The sequence below is a fragment of the Flavobacterium sp. LC2016-13 genome (genome assembly GCF_009707955.1).
GTDB lineage: Bacteria > Bacteroidota > Bacteroidia > Flavobacteriales > Flavobacteriaceae > Flavobacterium.
On sequence record NZ_WMDQ01000003.1, the window covers coordinates 151,165 to 178,028 of the forward strand.

Here is a 26,864-nt window from a genome sequence, read left to right on the forward strand (position 1 = left end):
AGAAAGTCGCCACGAATTTCACGAATGTTTAGGAATTATTTTTTTCATCGTTAAAGAAAAAAATTAGAGAAAATTTGTGCAATTCGTGGCAAAAAAGAAACACCATATTTTACACAGCTATGTGTTTAAACCAATTACACCCAACGAATTCAATCAGACAAAATCTATAAAATTTAGATCATGAAAATTCAAAAAATAATTTCAGGAGTTGTATTATTTTCTTTGTGTTTGCTGGCAAATACAGCTGCTTATGCACAGTTTCCAATGCCTGACCATGTGCCAATTTGGGACGCCAACAAAGTGACTTTAAAACTGCATAAAATTTCAGAAAATGTCTATGCCGTTTCGCCAAGTACAACCGAAACAGAAACTACAAAAGGAATAGCTCAGGCAACTTCGGCAGGATTTATTGTAGGCGATAAAGGTGTTTTATTAATTGAAACTATGCTAAGCAAAGGACTTTACGATCAGCTTTATAAACTAATTCGATCCGTAACGCCAAAACCTATTATTTATGCCATAAACACAAGCGATCATGGCGATCATTGTTTTGGAAATTATTTACTTTCAAAAGAAACAATCGTTATTCAGAACGAATTCTGCAGAGACAATCTTGCTAAAAATTACGACAATATCAAACAGTTTATGATAATGCTTTTTGGCAAAGGAAGAGGAATTGAAGAAAGTGTTTATCGTCCTGCTGACATTACGATTGCCATAAACCAAACCATGAAAATTGATATGGGAAAAGGCAATATTGTAGAAGTAATAAATGTAGGAACAGCACAATCTCCGGCCGATCTTTTTGTGTATTTGAAATCGTCTACAGGAAATGTATTGTGGGCAGGAAACCCTTTTATTGCAGAAAGTCCAACAATTCCGTGGTTGTTTGACGGATACTTTTTAGAACCGGTTCAAAATCTGAACAAAATTTATAATATGATTTCTGATAAAGATATTGTAGTTCCCGGTCACGGCCGAATTACCAATAAAGCAGGAATTAAATATACTATAGATTATGTGACGGCTTTGCAGACCAATGTTGAAAATGCAGTTAAAAAAGGACTCACTTTAGAAGAAACCAAAGCGGCTGTAACCATGAAGGAATTCGACAAAGGTTATGAACTTTTTAATTGGCTTCATTTCAATTTCAATGTTCCAAATGCTTATAAAGATATTAAGCAAAATGGGGTTAAATAATTAAAAATTGAGAATTAAAAATTAAAAAAAATAGAATTACGTAGGGATTTTTTTAACACATAGAAACATAGGTTTTGAAACATCTATACATTTTGCCACAGATTAAAAAAATTAATCATTTAAATCTGTGGCAAAAAACTACGTAACTATAAATCTGTGGTGTAAAACCAATTACATCCTGCAAGTTGATAAAAATTAAAATTGAATTATGAAAAACAAAATCCTATTAGTGGTTTTATTGATTTCATTTTCTGGTTTTGCACAACGATATCCTGATTTTAAATCACTGCGATTTGATGAAAATTATAGTGTTCTAAAAAATGATACCGTGAGCAATGATTGGTACAAAACAGTGAAATTCCTGCCAATTTCTTCTTCAAAAGAAACGTATATCAGTTTTGGGGGCGATATACGATTTCAGTACTTCTATGCTAAAAATGAAAATTGGGGCGACGGACCGCAGGATAATGATGGTTACGTTTTAGGACGCTATTTGGTTCATGCCGATTTTCATGCTGGAAAGTACTTCAGAACTTTTGTTCAGGTACAAAGCAGTATGGCAGACGGGAGAATTGATCCGAATCCGGTGGAACAAAATCCGCTTGAAGTACATCAGGCTTTTGCTGATTTTAATATCGTAAATGAAGGCAGTAAAAAGCTTATTTTAAGATTGGGAAGGCAGGAACTCACTTACGGATCTCAACGTTTGGTTGCCGTTCGCGAAGGTCCAAATAACAGACAATCGTTTGACGGAATAAAGGCAATTATTGCCAAACAGAATTTTACAACTGATTTGTTTTATAGTCATTACGTTGTAGCGCACGATGGCATTTTTGACGATGCATCGAATCAGGACAGACAATTTTGGGGAAGTTATCTGGTCTTTAATAAAATACCGGTTATTAAAAATATCGATGTTTATTATTTAGGCTATGAAAGAGCCAAAGCCGCGTTTAATGACGCAACAGGAAAAGAAAACCGACAATCTGTGGGAACGCGAATCTGGGGAAAAACAGAAAACTGGCGTTACGACGGAGAAGCCGTTTATCAATTTGGTGATGTTGGTGACAAAAATATTAGTGCCTGGACAGCTTCTATAAATGCCGGATATCGCTTTAATAGCGTAAAGTTTCGTCCCGAAATTGGTTTTAAAGCCGAAGTCATAAGTGGAGATAAAAAAATAGGCGATAACAGTTTACAAACCTTTAATCCGCTTTTTCCGAGAGGTGCTTATTTTGGATTGGCTTCCGTAATTGGGCCTTCAAATTTGATCGATTTTCATCCGTCATTAAATTTTGAAATTGCCAAAAATGTCGATTGGGTAATTGATTATGATATGTTTTGGAGATACAGCGCCAACGATGGTATTTATGCGCCAAATACTTCTTTGATTTATCCGGGAGATACCACAACCAAAAAGAAAATTGGAAATCAGTTAGAAAGTGAAATTGTCTGGGAACCAAATCAATATCTGTATTTTAGACTTGAAGCAACCTGGTTTCAAGCCGGAGATTATATAAAAGCTTCTGGAACCGGAAAAGATATTTTCTTCACCGGAATTACGATGCAAATTCATTTTTAACTTCAAAATTGAGTTTACATCAATTAATTTAAAAAGATAATTATGAAACAAACGGTCTTTACATCAAATCTAAAAACGATAAAATTAATAGCATTATTGTTATTTATTGGTTTTTCAATGCAGGCACAAGTATATTCTGATGAAGAAATTAAAACAAAGCAAACTGCAGAAAAGTTCTTTGAATATATTGGAGCCAAAAATCCGGAGAAAATAGCTTCGATGGTTTCAGAAAATGTCGATTGGTACATTTTTGAATCTAAATATATGCCATGGACAGGACATCGTTCTAAACGAGAAGAAGTTTCGGAATTATTCAAAATCCTTTTCAGTTATTTTATTGATGGAAGTGAAAAACTTGATGTACAATCCTTTATGCTTCAAGGAAATCAAGTTGCTGTTTTTGGAACTATCGAGAGAACCGTTAAAAAAACAGGTAAACATTTTAAAATGCCTTTGGCGATTCACATCACGGTTGAAAACAATTTAATCAGCAAATTTTCATTGTATGAAGAAACCTTAATTATTGAAAAAGCACTTCAATAAAATTAAAATCAATAAACCACTAAAAACTAAAATCATGAAAAACAATTTAAAAAAAAGAAGATTTTTTGGAATCAATATAATTGCTTTTTTATTATTGATTACAATTACATCCGTTAACGGAACATTTGCACAAAAAAAAGTAACCAACATTGTACTAGTTCATGGCGCTTTCGCCGATGGATCTGGTTGGGAAGGCGTTTACAAAATTCTAGTAAAACGAGGCTATAAAGTAAGCGTTGTTGGAAATCCAAATACAGGACTTGCAGAAGATGTAGAAGCCGTAAAAAGAGTTTTAGACCGTCAGGATGGCCCGGCAATTTTGGTAGGACATTCGTATGGCGGAGCAATTATAACCGAAAGCGGTTTAGATAAAAACGTGGCAGGATTGGTATATGTTACGGCTTTTGTTCCAGATGCAGGCGAAACATTGGGGCAACTGGCACAATCTGGTCCGCCAGCGCCAAATTCAGGTATTTTGCCTCCACAAAGTGGGTTTTTATGGTATGATAAAGCAAAATTCCATTCCGGTTTTTGTGCAGATTTAAGTGCTGAAAAAGCTAATTTCCTGTTTGATTCACAAGTTCCTGTTGCTGCCTCTGTATTCGGGACAAGTATAACAAACGCTGCGTGGAAAACAAAACCAAGCTGGTATGTCGTAGCTTCTCAAGATCAAACAATCCCACCAGATGGACAGCGTTTTATGGCTAAACGTGCCAATGCCAAGATAACAGAAGTAAAAGGAAGTCATCTTGTTTTTATATCACAACCAGCCGCAGTCGCAGATGTAATCGAAGCAGCTGCAAAAGGGGCTTTAAAATAGTCTGACGATGAAAGACAGAAGAACATTTCTTAAACAAGCAAGCCTTGTCGGGCTTGCTGGTTTTCTTCCAACAAACGTATTGCTTGCAAACGATTTACAAACAAACGCATTAGTAAATAATGAAGATTCTGCTTCCAAATGGGCTGACGGATCTCGTTTGGTTGTATCTGTATCAATGCAGTTTGAAGCCGGCGGTCAGCCTGTAAATGCTGAGAGTCCTTTTCCGCAAAATATGCAAAAAGGATTCGTTGATCTTCCGGGCGAAACCTGGTATCAATATGGATACAAAGAAGGAATTCCAAGAATGCTGGATAATTGGGATAAGTTTGGCATCAAAGTTACCTCTCACATGGTTGGATCGGCGGTTTTAAAAAATCCGGAACTTGCCAAGGAAATTGTACAAAGAGGCCATGAAGCTGCCGCTCACGGTATGGATTGGGCAACTGAATATTCTATGCCATACGAAACAGAAAAAAAGTTCATTAAAGATGGTGCCGATGCAATTAAAAAAATAACCGGTTTTGAGCCTGTAGGCTATAATGCAAATTGGTTAAGACGAGGTCCAAATACACTTGAAATTTTACAGGAACTTGGTTTTAAATATCATATTGATGATTTAAGCCGCGACGAGCCGTTTTTAATAAAAGTAAAAAGCAATGATTTTGCCGTCGTTCCATACACCATTCGCTGTAACGATATTGTTTTAATAGAAGGCAAAAATTTTAGCGCAGATCAGTTTGCACGTCAGGTTATATTAGAATTTGACCAGCTTTATAAGGAATCTGAAAAAAAACGTAGGCAAATGTCCATCAGTTTTCATGATCGTATTGGTGGGACGCCACAAATGGTTGCGGCAACTACAGAAATCCTAAGTTATATCCAAAAACATAAAGGAGTTAGTTTCAAGCGAAAAGATGAGATTGCTCAAATGGCGTATCAGGATAAGAGCATTATACGCGAATAATAAAATGACATTAATATGAAGTATCAAAAATTATTTGAACAGTATGAGTTAAGCGGAAATCAATTAGAAAACCGTTTTTTAATGGCTCCAATGACGCGTTCAAGAGCTTCACAGCCAGGCGATATTCCAAATGCATTAATGGCTGAGTATTATGCGCAACGAAGCACAGCCGGTATTATTATTACAGAAGCCACTCAAATTTCTTTACAGGGAAAAGGCTATGCGAATACTCCCGGAATTTACAGTAAGCAACAAATCGAAGGCTGGAAATTAATAACAAATGCGGTACATAAAAACGGAAGTAAAATATTTTTGCAATTGTGGCATGTTGGCCGAGTAAGCAGTTCAAAAGTAAACGGATTGCAACCTATCGCGCCTTCTGCATTAATAGCTCAAAATACCAGTGTTTATATTTTTGATGGCGCTGCAAACGGAGACGCCACTTTTGTTCCGGTTGAAGAACCCAAAGAAATGAACAAAACTGATATTGATATTGTAATTCAAGAATTCGTTCAGGCTGCTAAAAATGCCATTGAAGCCGGTTTTGATGGTGTTGAAATTCACGGTGCAAACGGTTATCTGATCGATCAGTTTTTACGAAGCAACAGTAATAAAAGAACGGATGAATATGGCGGAACAAAGGAAAACAGAATTCGTTTGCTAATTGAAATTTCAAAAGCGGTAGCCAATACAATCGGAAAAGAAAAAACAGGAATAAGGCTCTCCCCTTTTATCAGTTTTAAGGATATGAACGATCCTGAGATTTTGCAAACCATAATGCTGGCTGCAGAAGAAATCAATAAACTTGATGTTGCTTATATTCATCTTTGCGAAGCTGATTGGGATGACGCGCCACAAATTCCAATTGATTTTAGAATTAAGCTTAGAGCTACATTTAAAAATACCATTATCGCGACAGGCAATAAAACGCCTGATGAAGCAGAGAAATTACTTCAGGAAAATTTGGTTGATTTAGTAGGCTTTGGCAGAAAATTTTTGACCAATCCTGATTATCCTGCGAAAGTAAAACAAAACCTGAGCTTAAATGAAATTTCAGACAATCATACTTTATTTGGTGGCGGTACGGCAAGAGGTTATACCGATTATCCTTTTATAAAATAAACATCTATTCAACAAACCATTAAATAAACATATTATGAAAAATGAAAATAAAACCTGGTTTATCACAGGAACTTCACAGGGAATTGGTCTTGTTTTAGTGAAACAATTATTAGCGAAAGGCTTTAATGTTGTTGCCACAGCCCGAAATGCAGAATCGCTTAAAACTGCGGTTGGCAGTTCATCTGATCAGTTTTTGCCTTTACAAGTTAATTTAATTGACGAAGAAAGTGTAAAACAAGCTGTTGTTACAGCTATAGAAAAATTTGGTTCAATCGAATATTTGGTAAATAATGCCGGCTACGGTTTAATAGGCGGAATCGAAGAAAGCTCTGATGCTGAAGTTCGTGCCAATTTTGATGTAAATGTTTTTGGTTTACTAAATGTAACCAGAGCTATTTTGCCACACATGCGAGCTGCGAAATTTGGACATGTTATCAATCTTTCGTCTGTTTTTGGTTTGATTGCCGGAGGTGGCTGGGGAATTTATTGCGGAACTAAGTTTGCCGTTGAAGGTCTTTCTGAGGCATTGGCTCAGGAAGTTAAACCTTTCGGAATCAATGTAACGATTATAGAACCGGGATATGTGCGTACTAATTTCTTAAATAGTTCTTCATTAATCGCATCAAAAAATCCTATTGAGGCGTACACAACTATTCGCGAAGGTGTAAATGCGCATCAAAACGATATTCCGGGCAAACAATTGGGTGATCCTGAAAAAGTAGCCGATTTAATTCTAAAAGTGACTCAAAATCCTGAACCTCCGCTTCGTTTGCTTACAGGTTCAGATGCTTATGGATTTGCTAACTATAAAATTGATTCGCTTAAAACTGAAATCGAAGCGAATAAAGAACTTACTTTTTCAACAGATTTCAAATCATAACAACATCGCTTACTCTATCAAAAACTGATAATTAGTATTTATTAGTTTATACACCAATTTCAAAACAGCATTGAGATTGGTGTTTTTTTTGTCTTTTAAATTTATTTTGCGATTTAAAAATCCGTTGTTTTTATTTCATTTTGTAATTATTTTCTTATTCTAAATTAAAACTATTTTAAATTTTTCTTTTTAAGAAATATCCTAATTGCCAGCAAAATCAAGGCTTATTGATAATTGAAATCTTTATTAAATAGTTTTAACAAACTATTAACACAAATAATAACGGAACGATCGTTCCGTTATTATAAATTTGTCCCATAAATCTTTAACAACAACATAAAAATGAAAACAATAATTAAAACATTGACAACTATTACAGCAGCACTTTTAATAGGCGCTACAAGTCAGGCACAAGATAAATCAGTAAAAGCAGCAAATCCTCCTGCAAATTTTAAACACGCAACCGTAAACGTAAATAATGTTGACATTCACTACGTTATAGGCGGAAAAGGTGAACCTTTAGTATTAGTTCACGGATTTGGTCAAAACTGGTATATGTGGAACAGACTTTTACCGGAACTATCAAAACACTTTACTGTTATTGCTCCGGATTTAAGAGGAGTTGGTGAATCTGGAAAACCTGAAAGCGGATATGACAAAAAAACAATGGCTTCAGATATTCATGAATTGGTAAAAAAATTAGGTTACAAAAACATCAATATAGCCGGACACGATATCGGATTAATGGTGGCTTATGCTTATGCTGCACAATATCCCGGTGAAGTAAAAAAACTGGCTTTAATGGATGCTTTACTTCCAGGAGTTGAGCCAGTTTGGTCACAAGTTTCTGCATCTGCTTGGTGGTTTGGATTTTTTAGCTGGCCATCTTCAGGAGCTATTGTAGAAGGAAAAGAAAAAGAATTTTTAACTGGATTTTGGCCTGTGGTTGCTTTCGATAAAAATTCATTTACTAAAGAAGAAACTGCTGAATTTATTCGCGCTTATTCTGTAAAAGGTGCAACAACAGGAAGTTTCCATTGGTTTGGTGCTTTTGCCCAAGACGCAAAAGATAATACTGAGCTTATGAAAACAAAATTAAATATGCCGGTTTTAACTATGGGCGGACAATATTTTGCAGCTGCATTTTTAAAAGATCACACTAAAATTGTTGCGAATGATGTTCGTGAAACTAATATTCCAAACGCAGGACACTGGATCGTACAAGAAAATACAGCGGCAGTTCAAAAAGGATTATTAGATTTCTTTTTGGAAACAAAATAATTTGAATTATTAATTGTGAATTATAAATTCTTTCGAAACTTTGGATTGAATTTAGTAAACCCGACAGGTTTTAAAAATCTGTCGGGTTTACTGCATGTTGGAATTTATTTATTTTTTATCAACCAGAAATTCTGCTAAAAATTCAATCTTTATAATGGTTCCGTTTTGATTTTCTATGGAAAGTTTACCTTCTAAATCATCACTTAAACCTTTTATCAGACTCATTCCAAAAGAGTTTTTTCTCTCTGAAGTCGAATTAGCATCAAAACCAATTCCGTTATCTGCAATCGTTAGTAAATAATAGCTTTCTTTTACTTTTTCTAATGTCACATTAATTAATCCCATACGATCATCAGGAAATGCATATTTGATGGAATTCGTTATGCTTTCGTTTAAAATAAGCCCTAACGGAACTGCATGTGCCACGTCTAATTCTAACGGATCTACTTTAATTTCAAATCGTACTCTTTGTCCGAGATTAAAAGATTCTTTTAAATATTCAACCAATTCCTTAATGTAATTTGGCATATTAATAGTCGAAATATTTTCTGAATTATATAGTTTTTGATGAATCAAAGACATCGAATGAATTCTGTGCTGACTGTTTTTAATGGCCGATAAAGCCATATCGTTATCCAAATATGCAGATTGTGAATTCAGCAGACTTATTACGGTTTGCAGGTTATTTTTTACCCGATGATGAATTTCTTTTAAAAGCCATTCTTTTTCATTAAGAAGATGTTTTAAATTTAAATTTTTCTTCTTAATCTCTTTTTCCTTAAGTTCAAGTTTGATATTATTTCGCTGTTTCAATCGGTATCGGTTATAAAGCAAACCGATTATGACCAAAAGCAAAATCAAACTCCAAATTGATACCGTATTTAAAAGCTGTGATTTATGTAATTCACTTTTCTGTAATTTTGACTGATTGTTTAAGAGTTTAATTTCCTGCTCTTTATTCTGGGTTTCATATTGAATTTTAAGTTCTTCGATTTCTTTGTTTTTAGAAAAATCTACTACTTTATCATTCAGCTTTTTGTAAGCCTGAAAGTGTTTTAATGCCGAAAGATGATCTCCGTGAACAGAATCAATCTTAGATAACGAAATTTCAAGTTTTTCAGAAGTGTAATTTTGCTTGTATAATTTCGCTAAAGACGAAACTTTATCGGCATAAAACTGAGCTTCTTTTACCTTGTTTCTGTAGGCATAAAAAGCACTCATATTAGAATATAAATTTAAAATATCAGTTATGGTTTGAGGTGTTATTAATTGCTGTGCTATACGATCCATTTCTTTAAAATTCTGTTCTGCAAGAGCAACATTATTTAAGTGATCGTAACAAACTGCTTTAGTGTAATAAAGAATCATTTTATCAAAAGGATTTGTTGGCGGATATTTAGCCGTAATCGAGATAATATAATCTAAAGCTTCCTGATCTTTTCCTTTTGAAGATATAGCAGCCACAAGGCTCACAAAACTTTTGTACCAGCCACCATTATTGCTCCTTTTTTGTCCTTCTGCAATACTTTTTTTATACGTGTTCATGGCTTCTTCAAAATGACCAAGTACCAGATAAACGTTTCCAAGACGGAGGTAATAATCATCTGCAAAACTGTAGTCATGAAGCGTATTCATTGTTTTTATACTTTTTAAGGCATAATACAAAGCACTTTTTGTGTTATGCTGCATAAGCTCAATGTAGGATATCGTGGCTTCAGTAAAATGAGTATGTTTAAAACCAATTTGTCTTTGATCGTATAAACTTTGATAAAATTCTTTAAGGGCCAATTTAAGATTTCCTGAGTAATAGTGAATCGTAACTAATCTTAAATGGTTTTCTATCGCTTTTTCTTCTAAGCCTAAAGTTCTGTAAAGTTTTATAGCTTCGTTTAAAATGATTTCTTTTTGAGGATCGAAAACAGGAAGATATTGTGCCTGATTGGCTAATGCATCGGCAAGGCTTTTTTGATCGTCTTGTTTTCGGCATTCGTTTACAACCAGTGCAAAGCAATTTTTGCTCTCTTTTAAGTTATTCGCCTGGGCATAATATTTCCCCAATAACATTAAACCTTGATGCTGCCATTTTTGTATTTTAAGTGTATGGCAAATTTTAAGCGCTTCATTTATATTAGATAAAGCATTTTGAAGATCAGCAGGTTTTGCTCCCGGTTTAAAAAGATAAAAACTTCCAAGCTGAAGCAATAATTTAACCCGATCAGTATTTTTTGATTTCGCTAAAATTTTATTGAAACCCAGGACATTTCCTTTATCTAAAAATTCGCTTCCTACTAAGACAGTATCATTTACATTATAAAACCCTTCGTTATAGCTTAGTGAATGTGGTAATTTATAAATTTTTGCGGCAAAAACAGTTGCACTATCCTCATCAATTTTCCCTTGGTTTGTTGCGTAAAGAAAAGAGGTACAAAACTGAATTAACAGTCTTTTTTTCTTTAGATCATAACCACTTACCGAAGAAGTAGTTTGAGAAAAGGATTGAAAGGAAATAAAAATTATTAAAAAGAAACTACAGAAGTTTTTCATAAATCAATTGGTGGATAAAATTGTTTTTGGGCTTTTAGGCAAAACAAATATAAAAAAGAAACAGCCATTTTCTTAGTAAAATGTTAAATTATATTCTATAAAAAACAGAAGGTCAACCATAATGCATAACTGTAAATTATACACTAAAATTATTTGATTATCAATAGACTATAAGTTTTCATATTGCAAAATAATTTGCAAATCTAAACTTCAAAAGAGAAACTTTTTAATCCTAAAAAAACAGACATTAACTGTACGTTTAAGTTTCGCAGTTAATGTCTGTTTTCTAATAAAAGTTAAATTATTAAAGCAATGAACTTTAACTATTCTCTTGCCATTTTTACTTTAAATTCCTGTTCTACATTTTGGTAAGCATCATTACTTACATCATAAACTACTTTTTCGATTTTACCACCAGAAAAATCAAATTTGGCGTTGTATTGTTTACTAACGGGATCTCCGGAATCGCGACCAACGCATAATCCTTCGCCTGAAAGTGCATAATGACCTGCCTGAGTTCTAAAAGGCTTTTCTTCGACCATTTTTCCATCCACATAAAGTTTCATTTTTCCGAGTACTTCGTTTTTTTCGCTCATTTTTTCTTTCACAAATTCTACTCCAACAACATGTTTTCCGCTTGCAGGCAATGATGTACTTAAAACCTGTTCAGGCGCGAGACCCAAAAAGTTATATACATAATTGAGTTTTCCTTCTTTTACAAATAAGCTGTAACCACCAAAACGTGATCCCTGAGAAACTAAAACACCTTTTGTATCTTTTGTAAAATCAACCTCTGCTAAAATTTTAAAAGAACGGCCGAGCGTTGGTGCAGCTGAAGCTTCGGGAATTTCTGTTGTTCCGGGATAATATATAAATTTGCCATCAGCCGGAATTTCTTTATGATATTCCATGGCGTGAAACTCATTTACCGAAACGTCATTTAATGGCAATACCTTATTTTTTTTAGCTTCATCCATCCATACCTGCGTCAGCTCTTTTACCTTATCAGGATATTTTGCAGCAAGATCTGTAGATTCTGAACGGTCTGCATCGACATTGTACAACTCCCATTGATCTTTATCAAAATGTCCAATATTTACAGGCAGCGCGCCATGAACAGCGGTCACTTTCCAGCCATCTTTCCAAAGTCCTCTCGTTCCTACCATTTCATAATACTGTACTTTTTTCGTTGTTGGAGCATTTGTATTGTCAAAACTATATTTCATAGAAACACCTGCAAGAGGTTCTTGTTTAACACCGTCGACTACATCTGGCATTGTTAGCCCGCAAGCTTCTAATATAGTAGGTACAATATCTGTACAATGATGATATTGGTTTCTAATTTCTCCTTTTGCTTTAATTCCTTTTGGCCAGCAAATTACCATAGGATCAGCTGTACCTCCACTGTATCCTGAATATCTTTTAAACATCTTGAATGGTGTAGAAAAGGCAGCTGCCCATCCTGTTGGATAATGGTTGTAGGTATCTTGTGAGCCAAGTTTATCAATCATACTTAGATTAACTTTCATATCATCAGGATAGGCATTAAAAAAATTATTTTCATTGACAGAACCATTTGGCGAACCTTCTGCAGAAGCTCCATTATCCGCACAATACATAATTAAAGTATTATCAAACTGACCTGAATCTTTCAGGTATTTAATGACACGACCAACTTCTACATCTGTAAATTCAGAGTAAGCCGCATAAACTTCGGCCATACGGCTGAATAATTTCTTTTCATCTGCTGTAAGGCTGCTCCATGGTTTTACCATATCACCTTCAGAAAATTTACCTTTTGGCATAGGATTTAAAGGTGTCATTTTTGTGCCTTTTGGCAGAATTCCTTTGTCGATCATACGTTTCAGAACCCAATCTCTGTAGGCTTCATAACCATCATCAAATTTGCCTTTGTATTTAGCGATATAATCTGCTGGTGCATGATGCGGTGCATGATTTGCTCCGGGATTGTACCACATAAACCAGGGTTTTTCGGGCTTTGATTGTTTCGAATCCTGAATGTAAGCAATTGCTTTATCGGCCAGATCTTTACTTAAATGATAACCATTTTCTGGCTGATAAGGCTGATCAATAAAGTGATTGTCTTCTATAAGTCCCGGATACCATTGATTTGTTTCTCCTCCAATAAAGCCATAAAAACGATCAAAACCAAGACCAAGTGGCCAGCGTTCTTTTGATGAAGCCATATCAAGCGCATCTACAGGAACGTTGTGATTTTTTCCTATCCAAAATGTCGACCATCCGGCTTCACGCAATACTGTAGCAAGTGTTGCATTTTCTTTTGGAATATGACCGCTGTAACCCGGAAATCCAACCGCAGATTCAGATATAGATCCAAATCCGTTTTGATGATGGTTGCGTCCCGTTAAAAGTGTAGAACGCGTAGGTGAACATACAGATGTGGTATGCCATTGCGTATAAGTGATTCCATTTTTTGCAAGTTCATCCATTGTTGGCATATTAATGCGTCCTCCATAAGGCGACCATGCAGCAAAACCAGTATCATCGTATAATATTATAAGCACATTTGGTGCATCCTTTGGTGCTTTTGTCTCAAGAAATGCAGGCCAATCTCCTTTTGAATCCCGGATATCGAGTTTTATATCTCCACTAAAAGTTTTTTCTTCCTGTTTTTTAGGCGGATCTTGTGCCATTGCCATGATACACCAAAACAGTGCTAATATTTTAAAGATTTGTTTCATGATTGTTTGGGTTATATTGTTAGTTCACTTCCTGAAAATCCTCTGGTTTCCAACTTCCGTTAAAAGCTGCCGTTTGGGGTCCGTAAATTCTGAAATAAGCAAACCAGCCTCTTCCGGGAATGGTTTTAATCCATTGGCCTTCTTTGCCTTGTGGTGCTTTTGGTCCAAAATAAAGATCAACACTTTTTCCTCCAATTTTATCTTTCAATTCAAATAAAGATCGAAGCGCTGCCTTATTTTGGTCTGTATTAACCTGACTTCTGGTGTAGGCATCATAAATAGTAAGCGACCAAAATAATTTGGCAGGAACCGGCGTTGGTATTGTCAGTTTATAGGTTTTACCGCCATCTACATATTTTCCTGTATTATCTTTAAGACCAAGCCAGTATAATGAACCTCCGCCCTCTTTTCTTCTAAACATTGATGGTGAAGCACCAATAGCCTGATAAAACCATGTTTCGCGGCCATCAAGATCTACATAGTTTGGCGTATTAAAATCTCCGTCTTCAAATCTAAGTGCAACCCACTCCCATTGGCGATCTTTCCAAACTACACGATCCGGACGGCGATCTGCAAATGATTGCACTCTCATTTGAGCATTGGCAATTTTGGCTGCTTTTTCAAGAATTGCCTTTAAACGGGCATCAGGGTTAAAGGGTTTGCCTTTTTCTATACCAAGTACTGCCAGTTCTCCATAATAATCTCTATAGCCATCATACGCTGGTTCGCGCTGAATAACATCATTTAGATTTTCCCAATATTTTATATTATTTTCCCAATCTAAAGGCGTTGTGTTTTGAGGTTTATTACTGAGTTCAAGCCATGTTGGATCTTTCCAGTCAACAGATTTATTTAACGGATAGACTTTTACAGTTTTAATACGCTCCATTGCCGCTTTAACATCTCCGCCTACGGGAAGCGAACGTATCCCGACGATAAGATTATATGCCGATGATTTCCAGACATGAAAACCTGATGCAGGTACTGCTTCTTTATAATCAGGAGGCAAAAGCAAATGTTTTCCTCCGTTACCCGCATCTGGCCCTGGAATTCCCATATCAGCAACCCAGCGTTGGTTAACATCCATTGCCACTACTATAAGTGGACCTTTGGGAATATCTATTATCACTGGCCCTTTTGATAAATTAATTGGAATTGGCCCGTAAGGAGTATCTGAATTCAATGTAAATCCTACTTGTCCGGGTTTAGTATCCAAAGTTCCAAAAGTCTTATTTGCTATTACACCCACAGGTTCGTTACCCTTGAACATAGCTTCTCCGGAAACGGTAGGATAGAAAAATTTATAAGCCTGAATGGCTCGGGTTAAATCGGCATCATCATAAGCTTTTTTAATGGTAGCTTCCGTTGGATAACCTCCCACAAATTCATAATCTTCTGAATTAGACTGGACAGTGTTGGCACCAACATCTTTATTTTCTGCTTCTTTTTTACAACCTGCTGCTAACGAAAGCAAACAGAGATAAAACAATATTTTTTTCATATCATTGATTTAAAGAGTTAAACATTCGAAAAAAACGCTATCAAATTTAAAATGATTCAATATTTTAATTAAAAATTAGAAACAGAAACACGTTGCATTATATAAAATGAAACAAAGTTTTGTAAGATATTAACCCAAAACCTTTGTCAAATAAATTTTTTAAATATCAACTTCTAATACAAATTCAAAACTCAAATATTTCACTTTGTATAAGTCTTGAAAAAAACGACAGCAGATTTTTAGAGAATGTCTTATTTTTACATGATCGGTAATACTAAAAACATGAAAAAAAAGGATAAGGAAATTGCAAGGTTAGATCACGTTGTGCCTGCTGTTGTTTATCAGGAACAATTTCATATCGTTCATCATCCTGAAAAATATCCTGTTACCGATGTTCCGCATCGACATAATTTTTATGAAATATTATGGTTTCCAAAAGTACAAGGCACGCATTTTATAGATGATGCTTCTTTTGAAATGACCGGAAATGATCTTTTTATGCTTTCTCAGGGACAAGTACATTATTATCAAAATGTAAGTAACATTAACGGGTACATGCTTATTTTTAAAGATGCTTTTTGGGAAGAAGCCCTGCAAAGTATTCAAAATTTTAAAACCTCTATTTTTAATCATCTGCTTATTAATGTGCATCTGCATCTTGAAGATGAAGCAGCATCAGACATTACTGATTTACTCAATAATATTATAAAAGAATACCATCGTCCGGATTATATTGGGAAAGCAGAATTAATGACTTCTTATTTAAAAATATTATTAATCCGTATCAGTAGTTTTCAGCAGAATGTTGCAATGCCTTCACCTCTCGCCAACAGAAATGATTATGTTTTATTGCAACGGTTTATTGATCTTTTAGAAACTAAATTTGCAGATAATCACGAAGTGACTTTTTATGCAAATGAGCTAAATATCAGCAGTAGAAAATTAGCCGAAATTTGCCGTTTATACAACAATAGAAATCCTAAAGAACTTATTGAGAGGCGCGTATTAATTGGTGCTAAACGCCAGCTTCAGTTTGATGCTACTTTAATAAAAGAAATTGCAGCTTCGCTTGGGTTTTCTGATCAATATCAATTTAGTAAATTCTTCAAAAAAAATACGGGTATATCGCCTGTTGATTATCGCGCGCAATTTGCAAAAATTGACATCTAAAACACCTGTTTTAACATTTCTGAACCTGAAGATTGTCACGACCTTTGATAAACTTTTTTAATGAAGTTTTTACTAAGAATTAATTTAAGAATGTCATGGATAATCAAACTAAAAATTCATATCTGCCAATAAATACTAAATAATGGAAATCAATCAGGAAACAAACAATAAAAGAGCAATACCAGTTATGGCTTTTGCAGCCGGCGTGCTAATCGCCAATTTATATTATAATCAGCCTATTTTAAAGGATATTGCGCTTTCTGCTCATGTAAGTGATGCAAAAATTGGAAAAATATCAATGCTTGCACAACTTGGCTACGGATTAGGAATGTTTTTCATAATTCCGTTAGGAGATAAATTACGAAGGAAAAATCTAATTCTTACTATTTCAAGCATTTTGTGTGTTGCATTGGTAGGTATATCGTTTACCAATTCATATCCGATACTTTGCATTTTAAGTTTCCTTATAGGCGTTTTAACAGCTCCGGTTCAGATTATACTTCCAATGACGGCGGCTATCAGTAAAGGAAACAGAGGGAAAACGGTTGGGAAAGTTTTTGGCGGGATATTAGTTGGAATGCTTGCCGCGCGAGTAATAAGCGGTTTGGTGGCAGATGCTTTTGGATGGCGCTATGTCTTTTTACTATCTGCTGCTCTTGTTTTTCTTTCTATAATTTTACTTAAAATGTTTCTTCCGGATATTCCTTCTAATTTTAAAGGAAATTATTTAAGCTTGTTGAAATCGACTATTACGATAATTCCGAAATATTCATTATTACGTCAGGCAGCATTGTTAGGCGGACTTACTTTTGGAATTTTCTGTTCTTTCTGGACTACGCTTACCTTTTATCTTAGCGGTGCACCTTTTCAATACGGATCCGGAACTATTGGCCTTTTGGGACTTGTAGCTATTGGAGGTGCGTTGGTTGCTCCTTATTTCGGAAAAATAGCAGATAATGGCGGTGCATTCAAATCGCTTCTTTTAAGTGCGGGAGTTATTATGACGAGCATCATTTTGCTTAAGATATTTCCGTATTCACCTATTGTTATGATTGTGAGTATATTCTTTTTAGATATTGGCGTACAAACAACTCAAATAACCAATTTTGCGAGAATTTATAGTTTGCCGGATGAAGTTCATAACAGGGTTAATACTGTTTTTATGACTGTTTATTTTATAGGCGGAGCGATTGGAACTTTCTTTGGGCTTTTATGTTGGCGACTTGGAGGCTGGCAACTTTCGACCTCGCAAATGTTACTTTGGTCTGCGGGTGCTATGTCCGTAATATTAATTTCAGAACGTTTGAATAAAAAAAGAGTAAAGAGTAAAGAGTGAAGAGTGAAGTGAGCTATTCTCAATATACTAAATGAACATCAAAATTGACTAATAAAAACCATGGAAAAAATCGCTAAATTTGTAGTTAAGAGCACTGAAAACATTAATTGGATGGAAAAAAAAGCCATTCAGTTTTACTCCCATTTATTTGGGCAGTCAGACGTATTGGGAGAAAAATATGTTGAGGAAAATCTGTCTGTTCAAAAATTAATTAAGTTACAGAATGATTTCTCGATAGAAATACTGGCAGTTTATGATGATGAAACTCCGTTGAGTTTTATGAAAATGAATTCTTCGAGACTTTCAAATCAAAATCTTGATGCGAATAAAGCATTAGGTCTGGGTAATATTATTTATTTTAATACTGAAGAATTAATCCCACTTCTTGAACGTGCTGAAGCAATTGCTGTTCAAAGAAAACATGATTTGATTTGGATTAAACTTTTTGAAACGGATACTATTTTATTAAATGCATTAGAATCTAAGGGATATCTAAATTTTGATTTTGAAGTCAATAATAATGAGAATCTTTATCCAAAAGAAATCTATTTAAAAAAAGCAATTCATTAAAAATAATGCCTAAATCTTCTGAACAGAAACCCACAAAATTAGCATTCGCTTATTATCTAAATCAAGATGTACTTTTTCTTGCCAAAGATCTTTTGGGAAAAGTGCTTTACACTCAAATCGATGGAGAAATTACAGCAGGAATAATTGTAGAAACTGAAGCTTATTTTGGTGTTCAGGACAAGGCTTCCCACGCATACGGCGGACGACGCACCGATCGAACGGAAACCTTATACAGTCAGGGCGGTATTTCGTATGTTTATTTATGCTACGGAATTCATAATCTTTTTAATATCGTAAGTTCTGTTGAAGGCGAGCCTCACGCTGTTTTAATTAGGGCTATTGAACCTTTGGTTGGAATCGATATAATCGAAGCAAGAAGAAATATGTCGGTTACTAAAGCAGCTATTTCATCTGGTCCGGGTTCTGCAGCTAAAGCTTTGGGAATTGATCGTTCGTTTAATCAAAAAGATTTAATGGGAGAAGAAATCTGGGTTGAAGATCATGGTATTCGATATCCTGAAGATGCCATTATCGCATTGCCACGTGTGGGTGTTGCATACGCTCAGGAAGATGCACTTTTGCCTTGGCGCTTTTTCGTTAAAGGAAATAAATATGTGAGCAAACCAAATAAGGTTTAAAATTTAAGCAAAAAAGGAGTTTGAAAAAATCTAAGTTCTCAGCAAACAACAGATTATTACAACTAAAATAATTCATAATTCATAATTCATAATTCATAATTCATAATTCATAATTCAAAAAAATGTTAACCGATTATATAACCAAAGACTTAACGGTTCTTTTCTGCGGAATTAATCCTGGTCTGAAATCTGCTTTTGACGGACATCATTTTTCCGGAAGAAGCAATAGATTTTGGAAGGTTTTACATCAGGCTGGTTTTACGCCTCAACAAATTGAACCTGAGAATGACTTTACTATTCTTGATTTTGGTTATGGCTTAACAACTGCCGTGGCAAGACCAACTGTGCGCGCTGATGAACTTTCTAAAGATGAATTTAAAGATTCTATTGAAATTTTTAAAACCAAAATAAAGGAATTCCAACCCAAATACATTGCTTTTCTTGGCAAAGCGGCTTATGTTGCATTTTCAGGAAAAAAACAAATTTCATGGGGAATTCAGCCTGAAGATTTTTGTGGTGCAAAGGTTTGGATTTTACCCAATCCGAGTGGTTTAAACCGCGGATTTCCTATTGCTGATCTTGTTACTCATTATGCTGAATTATATCAAGCGATTTCAAAAATATAGTTTCTTTTAAGTTAACCTTAAAGTTCCTGTTGAAATGATAATTTAATCGCAAAGTTCGCAAAGTTTTAAAACAAAGCTTTGCGAACTTTGCGTTTTATAAAACATTATTAGTAAAAAAATTTGTGCACTTTGTGGTTAAATTTTACTGCAAAATACCTTTTTAAAACATCTAAATTGTTTAAACATTTTTAAGTTTTTACTTATAAATCAGAAATGTTTTATCTCATTTTTGTCTTTTCATAAATCATCAAAAAAAATTAACACGAATTTATGTATTCGATAAGATGAGAATTAAAAAAGTCTGAACTTCTTAAATCCTGAAAGAAATTTACATTACAAATAGTTTTTATTTTATTGAAAATCAGTAAAATAAAATTTAATTTCTTATTCCTAAAAATTTCTATTTGTTAAAAAAAAGCTACATCAATGCTACATCAAACCTAAAATTACTTGCTCCTTCTATAAAATTAGTTTTAGATTTGCAATCACTATTCTTATTGATTCTAATTAAAAACAATGCGTTTCATTTTATTTTTCGTTCTAATTTCAAGTGCTGCATTTTCACAAAGAGTAATTACCGGTAAAATTATAGATAAAGAATCTTCGACGCCATTATCTGGTGTTTTAATACGAGATACAAAATCTGAAAACTGGGCAATGTCTGAGAAAGAAGGCAATTTTGAAATTAAAATTCCTTATTACGAAAATGTTGAGTTGAATTTTTCTCTTTTAGGAAAAATGGAATCTACTATTACATTAAAAAATAACGAAAACTATATTACTGTTTTTCTGGAAGATAATACTTTACGTCTTAAAGAAGTAGTTGTTACCGCGAACAAAGAAAGACAATATTCTGAACTTACGTTGGGAAAAAATGCCATAAATAATGTTCAGGCTTTTTCGTTGGATGATGTTTTGAAGCAGCTTCCTGGGCAAACTACTGCAAATTTCGAATTAAATTCATTTAAAAACATTGTTTTCCGTACGGCTTCTTCCCTAACTGCCACTAAAGCTTTTGGAACTTCTTTTGTGCTGAATGATATTCCTATTTCTAATAATGAGAATATGCAGGCTCTGAACCCAAATGCGTCTACTATTGCGGGAAGTGATTATGGAGTACCGGGAAAAACGTTTAATAATCCTGATGTTGGTGTCGACTTAAGAGAAATTTCTACTAATACTATCGAAGATATAAAAGTTATACAAGGAATTCCATCAGCAAAATATGGAGATTTAACTTCAGGACTTGTATTAATTACAACCAAAGTTGGTAACAGTCCGTATCGTGTATCTGCTTCTCTACGAGATGCAACTTCAGAGTTAAACTTAACAAAAGGAGTTAAATTCAATTCTAATAATGCCATGAATTTCGGAATTAACTATCTGGATTCTAATGCTGATCCCAGAGATAATTTACTGGATTTTCAGAGGGTAAACGGAAGTTTGTCGTGGCAGGTTAAAAATAATTCATCAAAAATAAAAAATACGATTAGCGCTTCTTTCAGATCAACTCTTGATAATGCAAAATATGATCCGGATGATATTACTGCATCAGTTGTAAAAAATGAAAAAAAAGGTTTTTCAATTTCTGATAACTTCATGTGGAAACCAAATCATTTATGGATTGATGGTATAAACATCAATAGTGGTTTTAGTTATGACAGACAATTTTCAAGAAAAGATAAATGGGCGAATACATCAGCAACAGCCGCATCAAATACTAGCGAAGAAGGAATTCATGAAGCTTATATTCTTCCTTCTCAATATACAAGTATAAGCACTGTTGAAGGAATTCCGATTTCGACTTTTGTAAGTTTAGAAACTACTAAAGTAATTTCTAATAAAGCCAATTGGGTACATAGTTTTGTGTTTGGACTTTCAGGAAGAAGCAGTTCTAATAAAGGAGAAGGAAGAAAAAGTGGTGTTGCGGGATTAATTAACTTTTATACGCTGGATACCGGTGGCGAAACAAAGTTGGGTTACAGGGATTATGATTTTAACAAGACAAAAACAGAAATTCAGATCTCTGCTTATTTGGAAGACAGGATTTATAAAAAATTTGAAGATCATCGCATTTTAAATGTTGATTTAGGAATACGATACGATAATCAGTCCGGATATGTTTCGTTACAGCCTCGTATAAATTCTTCATTATCATTAAATAAAACGTTTAGAATTCGTGGAGGATTAGGAATGTCATCAAAAGCTCCTTCTTTAAATCAGGTTTATACGGGAGATCGTTACATTGACCGATTAATTGGTGATGGAATTTATACGTATCCGGGAGTTTATCAGAAAGCCTGGATTCAGACAATCATAACTTCTGGGGATAATTTAAACTTAAAACCTTCTAAATCCTACCGAACAGAAGCAGGAATAGATATTAATCTTCCTTTTGCTTCGGTAAATTTTACGGGTTATTATAACAAGCTTTTCGATGGTTTTTCGTATCAAAAACTTCCGGTTTATAAGGTATTGCCAAAACCTGTCGTAACGGTTATTGGATCCGAAATTCCGACGTATGAAATTAACGGAACTGAAAAATTTTATTATTTCACCAACAGTATTGCAAATAGTACTACTTCTGAAGATACGGGTGCTGAAGCTATTATCAATTTTAAAAAAATAAAGGCTTTAAATCTTGATGTGAGCATGAATGCTTCGTATGTGCGCTCTAAAGATTTTTCAGATGTAAAACAATACATTACTTCGACGAATTTGTCATCAATAGAAAGATACGGTGTGTTTAATCCCAGACCCGATATTCAGGATAATATGACGATGAGTTTTAATTTTAGTTATCATATTCCTTCGGTTGGATTATTAATAGGTTTAAGAAGTGAGCATGTTTTGTATAAAAACTCCAATTCTCTTACGAATAATTACCCAATTGGATACTTAGATAATGAACTGGTTTATCATGAAATTCCAAAACAAGATCAGACTGATTTACAAAAATACGGGCATCTAATTCAGACTAATAAAGAAACGGATTATAAAATGCAAAACATGCTGCATAATTTTCATTTGCGTGTTTCCAAAGACTTTCTTAACGGGTTTAGTGTTTCCTTATATGCAACAAATTTCTTAAACGTCAAACCGTATTATTATGATGAAAAAAATATCAAAACGCTATCAGATGTAGCCAACTTCTCTTTTGGAACCAGACTTAATTATGAATTTTAACCTAAATATATATAACTATGAAAAAAACACTATTCTTTATTATAACATTAGTGGGATTAATAACGCAATCCTGTAGTAATGACTCTAATGAAACTGAAGCTCTAAAACCTATAGACTTTAGCGTATCTCTTAAATACGACGCAACATTTAATAGTTTGGCGACCAAAAAAGCTACTGTTACGCTTGTCAATAACGAAACCGGAAATAAATATACATCAGAATCTGATGAAACAGGTGTGGCAAAATTCAGCCAGATATTGCCGGGAACTTACTCTTTTTCTGCAACTAAAGTAATGTTATCTGCTGAGTTTACTGAAACTTTTGGCTACACTCCTACTGAGGCTGAAATTAATTTTAACGGCGCTGTAAGCAGCGTGGTCATTAGCAATACAACTACACCAATTGCACTGGAAATGAAAACCTCAAGAGTGGGTGATTTTGTAATTAAACAAATTTATTATGGAGGTTCTGATACTAAAAAAGGTGCTGTTTTTAGAGATCAGTTTATCGAAATTTATAACAACTCTAATGCTGTTCAATACGCAGATGGCTTATATATGGCACAGCTTACCGGATCTACCACTACTACTGTAGCTGCTTACTCTTTGGCTAATGGGCAGTTTGACTGGAGCAAATCTGAAGGAATGACAATTGGCAATGCTGCAAATACGGATTATGTTTATGGAATTAATATTATAAAAATTCCGGGCAACGGAACAGATTATCCTGTACAGCCAGGCGAAAGTATTGTTATTGCTCAAAATGCAATTAATCATAAATCAAACTATATTGACAATAACGGAAAGTCTGTAAGTATTTTAAATCCGGAACTAACTGTAGATTTAAGTACTGCAAATTTTGAGTCGTTTTTAGGAACTTATTTAGGAGATCTTTATCAATATGATATTCAAAATCCAGCTGTTCCGGATGTTGATATTGCCTATTGGGGAAATACTAATAATGATATGATATTAGATTCAAACGGAAGACAAGCTTATGCAATTTTTAAAATGAATGATGCAGAATTTACAGCGCTGAAAAAATATAAAAATCCTAAAGGAGACAAGAATTTTTTTCTTCAAATTCCTAACTCGGTTCTTATTGACGGTGTTGATACTACAAAAGATTTAGCATCTGGTTTAATACCTAAAAAATTAGCTTCAGAAATTGATGGGGGAAATACGTATTTGCCTTCGGGAGCTTACACTTCAAAATCTGTAATTAGAAAAACTAAAACTACAATTGCCGGAAGAATCATTTTGCAGGATACTAATAATTCCAGTAATGATTTTGTAGAAATAACTGCAAACCCAAGAGGATTTAACTAAAATTTCATTAATGAAAATTAATATCATTAAAACTTTTCTATTAAGAAGTAATGCCGGATATTTTCGGGCATTACTTCTTATTTCTATCTTTTTTACCAATACTATGCAAGCGCAGGATAGTATATTGGTGAGTAATCATATTGTTGATTCGCAAGTTAAAAATCAAATTTTTAAATACCCAATTGCTTTCACAAATCAATATATTAAAGATTTTACTTTTACTGAAGTTTCGTATGAGCATCAAAAAAATGAATTTGCGCGAACCCAAATTGCAAATGAGATAAATACATACCAGTTTTTAGCTCAGGGTTATTTTACAACCGCTAATAAATGGAAATTATTTGGCGATTTATCGATTCGTAAAATAGAAGAAAAAGATTTAGGCTGGGTACTTTCAGACGATCGTGCAGAAGAACAGGAAGTTATAATGCCTCATTATTTTTTTGTTCCGAGAAAAGCCGATTGGTCCAATCAGCAATACCGATTAAATGCAGGATTTTCTAAAAATATTACCAACCGCATTTCAATAGCTACAAAGATTAGTTATGATGCTGAAAAATATAGTCGAAGCTTAGATCCAAGACCTGAAATTATTGTAGGCAAGTTAGGCGGAGAACTACAGCTTGGTTATCAGTTAGCCGAAAATCATAAAGCTTTTGCTTTGGCGGGTTATACTACCAAAAGCAAAGATTTCACTTATAAATACAAAGATAACCATTTAAATTTTGAAGCTTATCCGGATACTTATTTACGTTTTAACACCGGATACGGCAGAGTTCTTAACTATTTTAAATCGAGTTATTATAACAGTACAAGATTTCTATACAAGGATAAGATTACCAAAGTTGGTTTAGGATATACTTTTAGCAATCAAAACACTACCGTAACAGCTTTGTTTTACAATCAAAAAACGAACAATAATTTTTACACCAGCGTATTTGGAACTGAAGATAATGCAAGATTTAAGTTTACAATAAAAACCAATCATGCCGAAGTATTTGCATTACATAAATGGAATGAAAAGGAATTAAAAACGACATTAAAATTTGATAATAGCAATGGTATTAATTATGATGTAAATAGTAAAGGTCATAATTATAAAAACACTTTAAATACTCTAAACTGGGTAACTTCAATTTCTAAAAAAACAAAATCTCATATTGATTATTTGTTTGGTTTAGATGTAAATTATCAGCAAAATACATACAATGATATTCTGGCAACCAGCGATATGGAATTGAATTCGCTAAACACGGGAATATTTGGAAGCAAAGATTTTTCTTTCGGAAAAAGCAAATTAAACACTACAGTGAGTTTTAATATGTATTTCCCGCTTCCTTCTAAATTAGACTATTACGATACTTCGGGAGGAACTAATTCTACTTTTTTTAATGAAGTTATTATACATGATTATGCAGTAAGCACCACTAATTATTTTGCACCCGCAATACGATTGGAATATAGTTATCCGGTAAAAAATAATAAAACGGTGGTCTTTTTTACTCATTTGAAAGAAAAAATTGCGTTGAAAAAACAAAGTGATTATCCTGTCGATATCAATACAAATAATACCGCTTGGGTTCAGTTTGGTATTCAATTAAATTATTAAAAAATGAAAACAAAATTTATTGCTGTTGCGGCAATGCTATTTTCTCTTATTATCGTTTCCTATTCTAAGATTGAACCAGGTTATGTTTCTATTTCAGAATTAAAAAAATTATACAGTAGCGGCGATTATTCAAAATGGCCAAAACCCGAAGTTGATTCGCTTGTTTATGCACAAGGTTTTGAAGATATTGGAACTTTGGGCAAACCCGAATTTCCTGTTGACAATCCATATTCTGAAGAAAAAGCTGCTTTGGGTAAAGTCTTATTTTTTGATCCGAGGTTATCAAAATCCGGACAAATTTCCTGTGCCAATTGCCACGATCCTGAACTTAATTGGGGCGACGCGAGAAGGGTTTCGTATGGAGAAGGAAGATTACAAGGCATCAGGAATTCGCCAAGTTTAATGAATATTGCGTATTCTAAAGTTTTCTTTTGGGATGGAAGAGCGAGTACGCTTGAAGATCAGGCGAGTTTCCCTATAAAAGATTCTAAAGAAATGAATTTTCATATTGATCTGGCAACAAAAAGGCTCAATAAAATTAAAGGTTACAGGCCTTATTTTCAAAAAGCTTTTGGCAAAGAAAAAGTTACACAACAGGAAATTTTAAAAGCAATTGCCACTTTTGAGAGGACATTGATAAGTCCGAAAAGTAAATTTGACAAATTCGTGGCCGGAGATTCCACTCAATTAAACAATCAACAGGTAGAAGGTTTGCATTTGTTTCGTACCAAGGCACGTTGCATCAATTGTCATAATACGGCTAATTTCTCTGATAATAAATTCCATAATATTGGACTTACTTATTACGGAAGGGAATATGAGGATTTGGGAAGATATAATGTTACGGGAAAAGCCGAAAATGTGGGCGAATTTAAAACACAATCTTTAAGAGGTGCTGCTCAAAACGCACCTTATATGCACAATGGTTTGTTTCCAAATTTACGTGGAGTTCTTAATATATATAACGCGGGAATGCCTCAGCCAAAAAGAAAAGAAAGTCAGCAAAATGATACTTTATTTCCTACAACTTCTAAGCTAATAAAAAAATTAAAACTGAACGAATCTGAGCTAAATGCATTAGAAGCATTTATAAGCAGTTTGTCTGCTGGTGCTTATAAAATGCGTCCTCCTGAAATGCCGCAGTAATTTTTATTTTAGATTTTTTTTAAAATAAAGAATCAAAAATAAACTTATAAACAGTTATATATCAAAAAAATAACTACTTTTAAGTCCCCATTTTT

20 protein-coding genes are annotated in these 26,864 nt (G+C 34.0%); 17 read left to right on the forward strand and 3 right to left on the reverse strand.

Annotation, left to right across the window (positions count from 1 at the left end; genetic code table 11):
• Window positions 1–180 precede the first annotated feature (180 nt).
• The 8 genes from GKZ86_RS07880 (at window position 181) to GKZ86_RS07915 (ending at window position 8,392) form a co-directional block, all read left to right on the forward strand.
• Window positions 181–1,200, forward strand: a complete 1,020-nt coding sequence (locus GKZ86_RS07880; RefSeq protein WP_154782565.1) for an MBL fold metallo-hydrolase — start codon at window positions 181–183, stop codon at window positions 1,198–1,200.
• Between the two features lie 208 nt (window positions 1,201–1,408).
• Window positions 1,409–2,782 (forward strand): alginate export family protein, encoded by a 1,374-nt coding sequence (locus GKZ86_RS07885; protein WP_154782566.1) that lies wholly within the window; start codon window positions 1,409–1,411, stop codon window positions 2,780–2,782.
• Window positions 2,783–2,824: 42 nt separating this feature from the next.
• On the forward strand, window positions 2,825–3,325 hold the full coding sequence (locus tag GKZ86_RS07890) for a nuclear transport factor 2 family protein (protein ID WP_154782567.1): 501 nt from the start codon (window positions 2,825–2,827) through the stop codon (window positions 3,323–3,325).
• A 34-nt stretch (window positions 3,326–3,359) separates the two neighbouring features.
• Window positions 3,360–4,145, forward strand: a complete 786-nt coding sequence (locus GKZ86_RS07895) for an alpha/beta hydrolase (protein WP_154782568.1) — start codon at window positions 3,360–3,362, stop codon at window positions 4,143–4,145.
• 7 nt (window positions 4,146–4,152) lie between these two features.
• The gene (locus GKZ86_RS07900) at window positions 4,153–5,109 is read left to right on the forward strand and encodes a polysaccharide deacetylase family protein (RefSeq protein ID WP_154782569.1); all 957 of its coding nucleotides are present in this window, start codon (window positions 4,153–4,155) and stop codon (window positions 5,107–5,109) included.
• Window positions 5,110–5,124: 15 nt separating this feature from the next.
• Window positions 5,125–6,231 (forward strand): alkene reductase, encoded by a 1,107-nt coding sequence (locus tag GKZ86_RS07905; RefSeq protein ID WP_154782570.1) that lies wholly within the window; start codon window positions 5,125–5,127, stop codon window positions 6,229–6,231.
• Window positions 6,232–6,265: 34 nt separating this feature from the next.
• Window positions 6,266–7,111, forward strand: coding sequence for an oxidoreductase (locus tag GKZ86_RS07910; protein ID WP_154782571.1), 846 nt, complete (start codon window positions 6,266–6,268; stop codon window positions 7,109–7,111).
• Window positions 7,112–7,453: 342 nt separating this feature from the next.
• Window positions 7,454–8,392, forward strand: a complete 939-nt coding sequence (locus tag GKZ86_RS07915) for an alpha/beta fold hydrolase (RefSeq protein ID WP_154782572.1) — start codon at window positions 7,454–7,456, stop codon at window positions 8,390–8,392.
• Between the two features lie 108 nt (window positions 8,393–8,500).
• Here the strand turns inward: GKZ86_RS07915 and GKZ86_RS07920 are convergent, their stop codons facing one another.
• The 3 genes from GKZ86_RS07920 to GKZ86_RS07930 form a co-directional block, all read right to left on the reverse strand.
• Entirely contained in the window at window positions 8,501–10,936 is a 2,436-nt protein-coding gene (locus GKZ86_RS07920) for a sensor histidine kinase (RefSeq protein WP_154782573.1), read from the reverse strand.
• A 323-nt stretch (window positions 10,937–11,259) separates the two neighbouring features.
• Window positions 11,260–13,659, reverse strand: a complete 2,400-nt coding sequence (locus GKZ86_RS07925) for an arylsulfatase (protein WP_154782574.1) — start codon at window positions 13,657–13,659, stop codon at window positions 11,260–11,262.
• A 19-nt stretch (window positions 13,660–13,678) separates the two neighbouring features.
• Complete coding sequence (locus tag GKZ86_RS07930) at window positions 13,679–15,160, reverse strand: DUF1254 domain-containing protein (protein ID WP_154782575.1); 1,482 nt, start codon at window positions 15,158–15,160, stop codon at window positions 13,679–13,681.
• Window positions 15,161–15,442: 282 nt separating this feature from the next.
• On the opposite strand from GKZ86_RS07930, the gene GKZ86_RS07935 reads away from it, so the two are divergent.
• The 9 genes from GKZ86_RS07935 to GKZ86_RS07975 all read left to right on the forward strand — a co-directional run bounded on the left by GKZ86_RS07935 (window position 15,443) and on the right by GKZ86_RS07975 (window position 26,769).
• Window positions 15,443–16,330 carry a helix-turn-helix transcriptional regulator gene (locus tag GKZ86_RS07935; protein ID WP_194632498.1) on the forward strand — a complete coding sequence of 296 codons (888 nt, stop codon included), beginning with the start codon at window positions 15,443–15,445 and terminating at the stop codon, window positions 16,328–16,330.
• Window positions 16,331–16,472: 142 nt separating this feature from the next.
• The gene (locus tag GKZ86_RS07940) at window positions 16,473–17,666 is read left to right on the forward strand and encodes an MFS transporter (RefSeq protein ID WP_154782577.1); all 1,194 of its coding nucleotides are present in this window, start codon (window positions 16,473–16,475) and stop codon (window positions 17,664–17,666) included.
• Between the two features lie 60 nt (window positions 17,667–17,726).
• Window positions 17,727–18,236 (forward strand): hypothetical protein, encoded by a 510-nt coding sequence (locus GKZ86_RS07945; RefSeq protein ID WP_154782578.1) that lies wholly within the window; start codon window positions 17,727–17,729, stop codon window positions 18,234–18,236.
• 5 nt (window positions 18,237–18,241) lie between these two features.
• A complete protein-coding gene (locus GKZ86_RS07950; protein WP_154782579.1) occupies window positions 18,242–18,874 on the forward strand; it encodes a DNA-3-methyladenine glycosylase in 633 nt (210 codons plus the stop codon).
• Between the two features lie 122 nt (window positions 18,875–18,996).
• Entirely contained in the window at window positions 18,997–19,500 is a 504-nt protein-coding gene (gene mug / locus GKZ86_RS07955) for a G/U mismatch-specific DNA glycosylase (protein ID WP_154782580.1), read from the forward strand.
• 516 nt (window positions 19,501–20,016) lie between these two features.
• On the forward strand, window positions 20,017–22,686 hold the full coding sequence (locus GKZ86_RS07960) for a carboxypeptidase-like regulatory domain-containing protein (RefSeq protein WP_154782581.1): 2,670 nt from the start codon (window positions 20,017–20,019) through the stop codon (window positions 22,684–22,686).
• 17 nt (window positions 22,687–22,703) lie between these two features.
• Complete coding sequence (locus GKZ86_RS07965; protein WP_154782582.1) at window positions 22,704–24,014, forward strand: DUF4876 domain-containing protein; 1,311 nt, start codon at window positions 22,704–22,706, stop codon at window positions 24,012–24,014.
• 10 nt (window positions 24,015–24,024) lie between these two features.
• The gene (locus GKZ86_RS07970; protein WP_154782583.1) at window positions 24,025–25,623 is read left to right on the forward strand and encodes a DUF6850 family outer membrane beta-barrel protein; all 1,599 of its coding nucleotides are present in this window, start codon (window positions 24,025–24,027) and stop codon (window positions 25,621–25,623) included.
• 3 nt (window positions 25,624–25,626) lie between these two features.
• Complete coding sequence (locus tag GKZ86_RS07975; RefSeq protein WP_154782584.1) at window positions 25,627–26,769, forward strand: cytochrome-c peroxidase; 1,143 nt, start codon at window positions 25,627–25,629, stop codon at window positions 26,767–26,769.
• Window positions 26,770–26,864: the final 95 nt, after the last annotated feature.

Bases quoted from the DNA above. Each gene is read 5' to 3' on its own strand.
- GKZ86_RS07880 (WP_154782565.1), top strand. From the start codon at position 181: ATGAAAATTCAAAAAATAATTTCAGGAGTTGTATTATTTTCTTTGTGT.
- GKZ86_RS07885 (WP_154782566.1), top strand. From the start codon at position 1,409: ATGAAAAACAAAATCCTATTAGTGGTTTTATTGATTTCATTTTCTGGT.
- GKZ86_RS07890 (WP_154782567.1), top strand. From the start codon at position 2,825: ATGAAACAAACGGTCTTTACATCAAATCTAAAAACGATAAAATTAATA.
- GKZ86_RS07895 (WP_154782568.1), top strand. From the start codon at position 3,360: ATGAAAAACAATTTAAAAAAAAGAAGATTTTTTGGAATCAATATAATT.
- GKZ86_RS07900 (WP_154782569.1), top strand. From the start codon at position 4,153: ATGAAAGACAGAAGAACATTTCTTAAACAAGCAAGCCTTGTCGGGCTT.
- GKZ86_RS07905 (WP_154782570.1), top strand. From the start codon at position 5,125: ATGAAGTATCAAAAATTATTTGAACAGTATGAGTTAAGCGGAAATCAA.
- GKZ86_RS07910 (WP_154782571.1), top strand. From the start codon at position 6,266: ATGAAAAATGAAAATAAAACCTGGTTTATCACAGGAACTTCACAGGGA.
- GKZ86_RS07915 (WP_154782572.1), top strand. From the start codon at position 7,454: ATGAAAACAATAATTAAAACATTGACAACTATTACAGCAGCACTTTTA.
- GKZ86_RS07920 (WP_154782573.1), bottom strand. From the start codon at position 10,936: ATGAAAAACTTCTGTAGTTTCTTTTTAATAATTTTTATTTCCTTTCAA.
- GKZ86_RS07925 (WP_154782574.1), bottom strand. From the start codon at position 13,659: ATGAAACAAATCTTTAAAATATTAGCACTGTTTTGGTGTATCATGGCA.
- GKZ86_RS07930 (WP_154782575.1), bottom strand. From the start codon at position 15,160: ATGAAAAAAATATTGTTTTATCTCTGTTTGCTTTCGTTAGCAGCAGGT.
- GKZ86_RS07935 (WP_194632498.1), top strand. From the start codon at position 15,443: ATGAAAAAAAAGGATAAGGAAATTGCAAGGTTAGATCACGTTGTGCCT.
- GKZ86_RS07940 (WP_154782577.1), top strand. From the start codon at position 16,473: ATGGAAATCAATCAGGAAACAAACAATAAAAGAGCAATACCAGTTATG.
- GKZ86_RS07945 (WP_154782578.1), top strand. From the start codon at position 17,727: ATGGAAAAAATCGCTAAATTTGTAGTTAAGAGCACTGAAAACATTAAT.
- GKZ86_RS07950 (WP_154782579.1), top strand. From the start codon at position 18,242: ATGCCTAAATCTTCTGAACAGAAACCCACAAAATTAGCATTCGCTTAT.
- mug (WP_154782580.1), top strand. From the start codon at position 18,997: ATGTTAACCGATTATATAACCAAAGACTTAACGGTTCTTTTCTGCGGA.
- GKZ86_RS07960 (WP_154782581.1), top strand. From the start codon at position 20,017: ATGCGTTTCATTTTATTTTTCGTTCTAATTTCAAGTGCTGCATTTTCA.
- GKZ86_RS07965 (WP_154782582.1), top strand. From the start codon at position 22,704: ATGAAAAAAACACTATTCTTTATTATAACATTAGTGGGATTAATAACG.
- GKZ86_RS07970 (WP_154782583.1), top strand. From the start codon at position 24,025: ATGAAAATTAATATCATTAAAACTTTTCTATTAAGAAGTAATGCCGGA.
- GKZ86_RS07975 (WP_154782584.1), top strand. From the start codon at position 25,627: ATGAAAACAAAATTTATTGCTGTTGCGGCAATGCTATTTTCTCTTATT.